General features: G+C 67.5%; 7 protein-coding genes. 6 read left to right on the top strand and 1 reads right to left on the bottom strand.

Annotation, left to right across the window (positions count from 1 at the left end; translation table 11 throughout):
- From I5E_RS17770 to I5E_RS17750, 5 genes are all read left to right on the top strand, one after another.
- Positions 1 to 549: carbohydrate ABC transporter permease (locus tag I5E_RS17770; protein WP_022908173.1), on the top strand; the 549-nt coding region annotated here is incomplete at its 5' end.
- Complete coding sequence (locus I5E_RS17765; RefSeq protein WP_022908172.1) at positions 549 to 1439, top strand: carbohydrate ABC transporter permease; 891 nt, start codon at positions 549 to 551, stop codon at positions 1437 to 1439. The genes I5E_RS17770 and I5E_RS17765, both read left to right, overlap by 1 nt.
- The gene (locus I5E_RS17760) at positions 1436 to 2524 is read left to right on the top strand and encodes a LacI family DNA-binding transcriptional regulator (protein ID WP_022908171.1); all 1089 of its coding nucleotides are present in this window, start codon (positions 1436 to 1438) and stop codon (positions 2522 to 2524) included. Before I5E_RS17765 ends, I5E_RS17760 begins: the two co-directional genes overlap by 4 nt.
- An 11-nt stretch (positions 2525 to 2535) precedes the next feature.
- Entirely contained in the window at positions 2536 to 4860 is a 2325-nt protein-coding gene (locus I5E_RS17755; protein ID WP_022908170.1) for a beta-glucosidase family protein, read from the top strand.
- A 5-nt stretch (positions 4861 to 4865) separates the two neighbouring features.
- Complete coding sequence (locus tag I5E_RS17750; protein WP_022908169.1) at positions 4866 to 5075, top strand: LacI family DNA-binding transcriptional regulator; 210 nt, start codon at positions 4866 to 4868, stop codon at positions 5073 to 5075.
- 406 nt (positions 5076 to 5481) lie between these two features.
- Here I5E_RS17750 and I5E_RS17745 read toward each other — a convergent pair whose 3' ends face one another.
- Positions 5482 to 7515 carry an RICIN domain-containing protein gene (locus I5E_RS17745; protein ID WP_222836486.1) on the bottom strand — a complete coding sequence of 678 codons (2034 nt, stop codon included), beginning with the start codon at positions 7513 to 7515 and terminating at the stop codon, positions 5482 to 5484.
- A gap of 381 nt (positions 7516 to 7896) precedes the next feature.
- On the opposite strand from I5E_RS17745, the gene I5E_RS27125 reads away from it, so the two are divergent.
- Entirely contained in the window at positions 7897 to 8109 is a 213-nt protein-coding gene (locus I5E_RS27125; RefSeq protein ID WP_083858031.1) for an SDR family oxidoreductase, read from the top strand.
- The last annotated feature ends 259 nt before the right edge of the window (positions 8110 to 8368 follow it).

The raw sequence follows: 8368 nt of genomic DNA, 5'->3' as shown, positions 1-8368 counted from the left end.
CCTGTCCTCGCGGCGATCGGACTGGCGTTCAGGCGATCCTGGACCTCCAACTTCGGACTCGGCGCCTCGCTCGGAGTGTCGTGGCTGAAGCAGAACTGGCTCGGCAACCCGCAGCTGATCCTCCCCGTCGTGGTCTTCGTGATCGCGTGGCAGTTCGTGCCCCTGCACACGCTGCTCTACCAGGGCGGCGTGCGGCAGATCCCGGCGAGCCTCTACGAAGCCGCGGAGATCGACGGCGCCGGACGGCTGCAGCAGTTCCTCGCCATCACCCTGCCGCAGCTGCGGTACACGATCGTCACGTCCTCGACGCTCATGATCACCGGGTCCCTGACGTACTTCGACGTCGTCTTCGTCCTCACCGGCGGGGTACCGTCCGACGCGATCAACATCCTCCCCATCGACATGTACGTCACCGGCTTCTCCGCAACCCAGTTCGGCACCGCCAGCGCCCTGGCGATCATCCTCGCCGTCATCGGCCTCGCCGTGTCCCTGGTGCTGACGAAGTTCAGTGGCTTCACCCGCATGACCAGCCAGCAGGAAGGCGCCTGATGAGTGCACTCACCGACGAGACCCGTGCCGTCGTGGTCGGGCGAGACGCGGAGCAGCGCACCACGCGGCGAAGCTCGAGGAGGTCGAACGTCCTCGGCGCGATCGGGGGCTACGTCTGGCTCGCCGTGATCGTGCTGCCGATCTACTACATCGTCATCACCAGCGTCCGCCCCCAGGACGGCTTCTTCTCCAGCAACCAGCTCGTCCCGCCCACGAACCCGACCTTCAGCCAGTACGCACTGGTGCTGCAGAGCGACTTCTTCCTCTATCTCGCGAACAGCCTCGTCGTCACCGTCGCCAGCGTCGTCGTCACCGTCGCCGTGAGCCTCGCAGCCGCCTACGCGATCGTCCGGTCCAACACCCGCTTCACGAAGGGTGTGTTCTCCGTGTTCCTCGTCGGGCTGGCGGTACCGCTGCAGGCGACGATCATCCCGTTGTTCTACATGATGAGCAAAGCCGGGCTCTACGACTCGTTGACCGCACTCGTGCTGCCGTCGATCGGGTTCGCGATCCCGCTGACCGTCCTCATCCTGAGCAACTCGCTCCGTGACCTGCCGAACGAGCTGTTCGAGTCGATGCGCGTCGACGGAGCCTCCAACTGGCGCGTCCTGGTGTCACTCGTCGCCCCGCTGGCGCGCCCCGCGATCATCACGGTGGTGATCTACGACGCCCTCACGGTGTGGAACGGGTTCCTGTTCCCCCTCGTGCTCACCCAGAGTCCCGACAAGCGCACCCTGCCGCTGTCGCTGTGGACCTTCCAGGGGCAGTTCAGCGTCAACGTCCCGGCGACCCTCGCCGCCGTCGTGCTCTCCACCCTGCCGATCTTCGCGCTCTACCTCGTCGGACGACGGCAGCTCGTCGCCGGCATCACCGCGGGGTTCGGGAAATGAGCGCGCCGGTTGCCGGGATCCGGACCGGCGTCGGGCACCGCACGACCCTGACCGCGGTCGCCGAGGCTGCCGGCGTGTCCATCGGCACCGTGTCCAAGGTCGTCAACGGACGGTCCGGCGTCGGCACGGAGACCCGCACCCGCGTGCAACACGCCATCGGCGAGCTCGGGTACGTCAGCATCGGGGAACGACAGCGCAGCAGCCACGAACGCGGTGAGACGAGCATCGAGCTGCTCGTCGACGCGAAGGACATCGCCAACCCCTACATCTCGACGTTCCTGCAGGGCGTCATGGAGGCGGCGGGGCAGTTCGAGGTCGGCATCACCATGCGCAACCTCACCGGCGTCGAACGACGCGACCCCGTCCCGTGGGCCCAGAAGCTCGCTCGCTCCGGACGTAGTGGCGTCATCGAGCTCACCAGCGGTTTCTCCGCCGCACGCGCTCGAGCGCTCCGTGCCGTGGCACTGCCGATGGTGCTCGTCGACCCGATCGACGTGCCGCGGACGAGCATCCCGAGCATCGGCGCGACGAACTGGCAAGGCGCCTACGAGGCGACCCGACACCTGCTCGACCTCGGCCACCGCGACATCGCCTACATCGGCGGCCCGGACGGAGCAGCATGCGACGTCGCGCGAGCGCACGGGTGGGCGGCTGCGATGTTCGAAGCGGGCTTCACCGTTGACGCGACCGCCGTCCCCAGGCACAGCTACACCTTCGACCACGGCTTTTCCGCCGCCACCACCCTCCTCAGCGCCCCGGAGCGTCCGACCGCGATCTTCGCCGGCAGTGACGTCTCCGCGATGGGGGTGCTGGAGGCCGCACGGCGAGCAGGCCTCACCGTCCCCGACGACCTCAGCGTCGTCGGCTTCGACGACACGGCCATCGCCCGGCTCGCGACCCCACCGCTGACGACCGTGCACCAACCCATCGCCGACATCGGCCGCACCGCGCTCATCACCCTGCTGCGCCTCGCACGCGGCGAGAGCCTCGTCACCAAACGCAGCGAACTCGCCACGGAACTCGTCGTCCGCAGTACCACCGCACCGCCATCCCGTGGCACCGGGAACCCCTCCCCCCGAGCTTGATCGGAACGAGCATGACCATCGAAGCCCCCACCGCACGGTGGAACGACCCCACCGTCGACGCCGTGGAACGCGCTGCCGCACTGCTCGCGGACATGACGCTCCGCGAGAAGGTCCAGCAGCTGGGCAGCACCTGGCCGGACGCGGAAGGCGCCGGTGGCGACGTGGCTCCTATGCAGGACACCCTGCTCCGCGCCGAACCGTTCGACGACGCCGTCCGCGACGGCATCGGCCAGATCACCAGGATCTTCGGCACCGCCCCGGTCACGGTCGAACAGGGCCGCGCGAAGCTCATCGACCTGCAACGTCGGGTGATGCGCGCCAACCGACACCGGATCCCCGCCGTCACCCACGAGGAGTGCCTGACCGGGTTCACGGCATGGACCGCGACGGTCTTCCCGACACCACTGGCGTGGGCGGCGACGAACGACCCGGAACTCGTGGAGCAGATGGCGCGCGCGATCGGACGCGACATGCGCGCCGTCGGCGTCCACCAGGGGCTCTCCCCGGTGCTCGACGTCGTCCGTGACTACCGGTGGGGCCGCGTGGAGGAGACCCTCGGAGAGGACCCCGCGCTGGTCGGCGAGCTCGCCGCGGCCTACGTCCGAGGACTGCAGGAATCCGGTGTCATCGCGACGCTCAAGCACTTCGCCGGCTACTCAGCATCTCGAGGCGCACGCAACCACGCCCCGGTATCGATGGGCCCCCGCGAATTCGCCGACGTCGTCCTGCCGCCGTTCCACCGAGCGGTGGTCGATGAGCGGGTCGGGTCGGTCATGAACTCCTACGCCGACGTCGACGGCGTCCCGCCCGCCGCCGACCGTCGGCTCCTGACCGAACTCCTGCGCGACCAGTGGGGGTTCACCGGCACCGTCGTCTCGGACTACTGGGCCGTGCCGTTCCTGCAGTCCACGCATCGGATCGCGGAGACCGTCGAGGACGCCGGCGTGCTCGCGCTCACAGCAGGCATGGACGTCGAACTGCCCCACACCCTCGGGTTCGGTCAGGCCCTGCTCGACGCCGTCGACGACGGCACGTTGGACGTCGCCGCCATCGACCGTGCAGCGCTCCGCGTGCTGACGCAGAAGGCGGAACTGGGCCTGCTCGATCCGACGTGGACGCCCGAAGCGGACAGCGCAGCGATCGACCTCGACTCGTCGACGAACCGGACCACTGCCCGACGACTCGCGGAAGAGTCCGTCGTGCTGCTGAGCAACCCGACCGGCACACTGCCCCTCAGCAGCCCCACGAGCATCGCGGTCATCGGCCCCGGGGTCGACGATCCCGGCACGCTCTTCGGCTGCTACTCCTTCCCCAACCACGTCGTCGCAGGCCTCGACGGAGTCGACATCGGGATCGTCGCCCCCACGATCCTCGACGGCATCGCCGCGGAGTTCCCCACCGCTCAGATCGTGCACGAGCGTGGAACGAGCATCTCGGGCGACGACCGCTCCGGCATCCCTGCGGCTGTCGCAGCGGCCGCAGCATCGGACGTCACCGTCCTCGTCGTCGGGGACCGGTCCGGCATGTTCGGCCACGGAACGTCCGGGGAAGGCTGCGACGTCACCCACCTCCGGCTCCCCGGCGTGCAGGAAGACCTGGCCGAACAGGTGCTCGCGACCGGCGCAACGGTGGTCCTCGTCGTCGTCTCCGGTCGCCCGTACGCCGTCGGGCACCTCGCACAGCGTGCTGCTGGCGCGCTGCAGGTGTTTTTCCCCGGGGAGGAGGGTGCCGCAGCAATCGCCGGGGTGCTCTCCGGACGTGTCGAACCCTCGGGCCGGCTCCCGGTGCAGATCCCCGGTGACGACGCTGCCCAGCCCGGCACCTACCTCGCAGCACCGCTCGCCCTCCGCAGCGACGGCGTGAGCAACCTCGACCCGACGCCGGCCTACCCGTTCGGCCACGGGCTGGCGTACTCGACCCTCACCGTCGAAGCGGCCGCGGTCGACCGGGAGGAACTCCCGACCGACGGCGACGTGACCGTGACGGCGACGATCGCGAACACCGGCGGTCGGCCCGCGTGGCACGTGCCGCAGCTGTACCTCAGCGACCCGGTCGCCTCCGTCACCCGACCGGCGCGCACCCGACTGGCGTCGGCCCGCGTCCATCTCCAGCCAGGCGAGCGGGCGGACGTGTCGTTCAGCGTGCACACGGACCTCTTCGGCTTCACCGGCCCGGACCTCGTCCGGATCGTCGAGCCCGGAGCGCTCGTCCTCACCGTCGCGCAGTCGGCTGCGGACCAGGGCGTCACCGTCGCTGTCCGGCTCGTCGGTAAGCCACGACCCGTCGGAGTCGATCGAGCGTGGGCAGTACCGACAGCGGTCGACCGTCGCGGGTGAGACCGGTGGACACCGCCCGACCCACGATCTACGACGTCGCCCGCCTCGCAGGCGTGTCGCACCAGACCGTCTCCCGCGTGCTGAACCACCCCACGAGCACCAGGCCCGCCACCCGACGGCGCGTGACACAAGCAATCGCGATGCTCCACTACGAGCCGAACGAGGCCGCACAGCAACTCGGCAGCAGTCGACCCGCGCCGGACCAGCGGAGATGACCCTCGACTCCGGGCGGAGACGCAAGCCCCCCGTCTTCGCCCGGCTCGTTGCGGCGCGCTCCACCGCCGCAACGTCACCGCCCGCGAGCCGGGCGGTGCGCTCGACGACGGAGCTGTGACGTCGCCGACGATGGAGGCAGCCATCGGTGCCGGCCGGGACCATCGGTCCCGGCCGTCACGCGTGTAGCGAGCGCTCTACGGACGTGTCTCGATCGGCGATACCCCCTCCCGGGCATGGTCACAGGATTTGACTACTCAGCATCTGACGTTCTCGAAGCGAGCCTTCTCTCGTTGGCGGTACGGCCGGGCCGCCTGCGCACGACAGCTGCGGTGGATGATTTAGCCGAGGACCACACGACGTTGCCGTCGTTCTCAGCTGAGAACGACGGCATCGTCGATACATGGCCTACCGGCGGGTGAAGACCTGGCGGCTCGAACCGTTGGGGGTATTGAGGCTGACCTGGCTGCCGTTCGCGGTGCCAGCTGCATCAAGCACAAGCCCGCTCAACTGGTTCGCGATTGTGCCGTCAACACGCAGGTCCCACTGCTGACTGGCCTTGCCGTTGCACGACCACAGGATGACTCGCGTTCCCGGTGCGGTGCGGTCGGCTTCAGCGGCGAGGCATCCTCCAGCAACGCGCAGTTCGCCACTTCGACTCGGAGTGATGGCCTGGTTGTTGTTGCCGACGCAATCGTACAGTTGCACCTGCGCACCGTTGGCGCCGTTGGGGACGTCAAGGCAGCGTCCGGAGGCAGTGTTCTGACGCGCTGCCGCTCCGTCGCGCGCGACGAGGGTCCAGCTCTGCGAGCCGTCACTGTTGGCTGTGGCGGTGGTCACTGCGGATCCTCGAGCGTTCGCCGTTGCGTACAGCGAGCTGTTTGACGAGGACTGCAGCGTGATCGTGCCGTCGGCGTTGTTGATGAGGTTCCAGAGCTTGTCTCTGTTGTTGTCGTCGTTCCAGAGAGCCAGCTCAGCGCCCGCCGTGGTGCTGTCCTGCCAGATCCCGAGAGCTCGACCGCCGGACCCGTTCAGCAGGGTGGTCATCCCGCTCGGCTTCGACGTCAGATGCCACCACTGCGTGTCGCCGTCAGACGCTGACCCTGCAGCTTCGGTGTCCACGCGGGCGCCGCTGAAGTCGCTGTCTTGCGCGGTGTTCTTCGTGCCGAGCACGTCCCCTGTCTTCTTGTTGACCAGCTGGTAGTACTGCCCGATCGACTGACCGAGATCGACTTCGCCGTACTCGATGGAATTCGCGTTGCCGAAGGTTCCCCGCAGGATCACGACGCGGCCAGTCTGCGGAACGTAGGTGAGGTTTCGGCTGTATCCGGCAGCGACGGACGTGCGCATTCGCGTCCAGGTTCCGTCGCTCGTGCCGGTGGTGTTCACCCAAAGATCACCGCCGTTGGCACTGTCCTGGTTGTTGAACAAGATCTCCCACTTGCCGTTGGCTCGTGGGACGGTGATGAGCACGGGCGAGCCTGCGTTGTGGATGGACTGGCCGGCGGCGTTCTTCAGCGTGACGTTGGGCTTGTCCCAGAATCGGAGAGGGTTGTCCGAAACGCGGGCACCCCCGAATTCGAACGTCATCAGCCACTTGCCATCGGTGGTTGGGACCACCGTGGTCATCCCCGGCCGACCCGATGAGGAGCTTCCCGCGACCTTGTCCGCAACGTCGACGACGGCAGCGCTCCAGTCGCTCGTCGACGAACCAGACCAGGTCTTGTGCACCAGGATTTGGGACACCGGGTCCGTCGCCGTGGCGTTGTTTGGATCCGGTGTCAGGAGGCCGGTGGCGGTGTCGTAGCTGGAGTACTCGTTCTCATCCGAGTAGTAGGCAACCAGCTGACCGTTGTAGACCATCAGGTACGGTTCCCAAACCGGGTCGTTCTGGGCGTAGGTGTTCTCCTTTGAGTGAAGGTGGCCGTAGGAGCCCTCCCATCCACCCGTAGCGATGATGTTCAGGAACTGCCAAGACGAGCCCGCGCCCGAGGTGTCAGCGTAGAGAGCGATGGCGATGTCTTTCCGGTCGCCGTCTTGCGTTGGAGTCCAGTTGGGGTCCGCTGCCTTCTGCTCCTTGTAGTACGGGTCATCGCCGGACACGACGCTGGCCAGGAGAAGAGTCCCCTTCTTCAGGGATCCGACGTCTTGAGGCAAGGTGTACAGGTACGGGTTCGTCCAGTTGCTTGTGTACTTCGCGAATGCCGAGGCACGGGACGTGCCCTTCGTCATGGCTGCCGGCGAAGCAAGATCAGTGAGCTTCTGCCAGGAAGTGCCGAAGTCGTCGCTCTTGTAGATCGGCAGAGTCTGGCCGACCGGGTCACCGATGCTGCGCTCGAAAGACGCGACCAACCGACCACTCGGCAACGACGCGGCCTTCGGGTAGAGGACGGCGTTTGCCTTGTTGACTTGGGATGCCTCGGATGACGTGGGGGTGTACATCACTCCAGGCGTCGGTGCGTACGCCTGGGCTGGCGTGACCCCAGCAAGCGCAACGGCAACGACGGCGCCGATACTGATGACGCTTGCAAACCAGGTAGTCAATCGCGCGCCTCGGGGGGATTGAACAGACAACAAGGACGGAGATGGGTGGTGTGATCGCATCGTTGCGAACCCCTTCTGCTGGGACAGGTCACTGAAGGTTCGCTCGTGACGCACTGGTTGTGGGCGTTTTGGAAAAGGTTTCGGTCGCCGCCACCCCAACGGAGCATTGAGGAACGCACGGACCGGACCCATCCTCGGCCTCACCCGAACCGCCGCGCTCGAGAACGCGCAGCAGGGCATCCGCGTCTACACCGTCGCCCCGGCACCATCGAGACACCCATGATCGAGGAGTTCGCCGCACCCAGCGACGACGACGTCATGGCCCCGATCCGCGCCGTGCACCCCATGGGACGCGTTGATGATGCCGACGAGGTCAGCCGAGCCATCCTCTACCTCGCCTCCGACGCCGCCAGCTTCACCGCCGGTGCCAGCATCTCCGTCGTGGCCGTCCGAACCGTGCAACAGGATCCAAGTCGATTCGGCTCGCCCTGACGCCGTCGCGACGGACAGTGCGATCCCGAGCGGTGCCCTCACCGTTCGATGCGACGGTTCCATGGTCCGATCTTCGCGCGTTCACTGCTCGACTGCTCGCTCTCGGGGGCGGTGCCGGTTCACCAGCGAGGCGTCCGGTCACCGATCGCTCGCCGAGACGGTCCGCGCAGTCAGGGACGCACGAGCACACGACAGGCGCTCCGACGTCGCGCCAACTCGGATCGCAACGCAACGCGACCACTGCACGGACTGGAGGCGC

The organism is Curtobacterium sp. B18 (assembly GCF_000333375.1).
Lineage (GTDB): Bacteria > Actinomycetota > Actinomycetes > Actinomycetales > Microbacteriaceae > Curtobacterium.
This window is presented reverse-complemented; position numbering and strand designations above follow the sequence as displayed.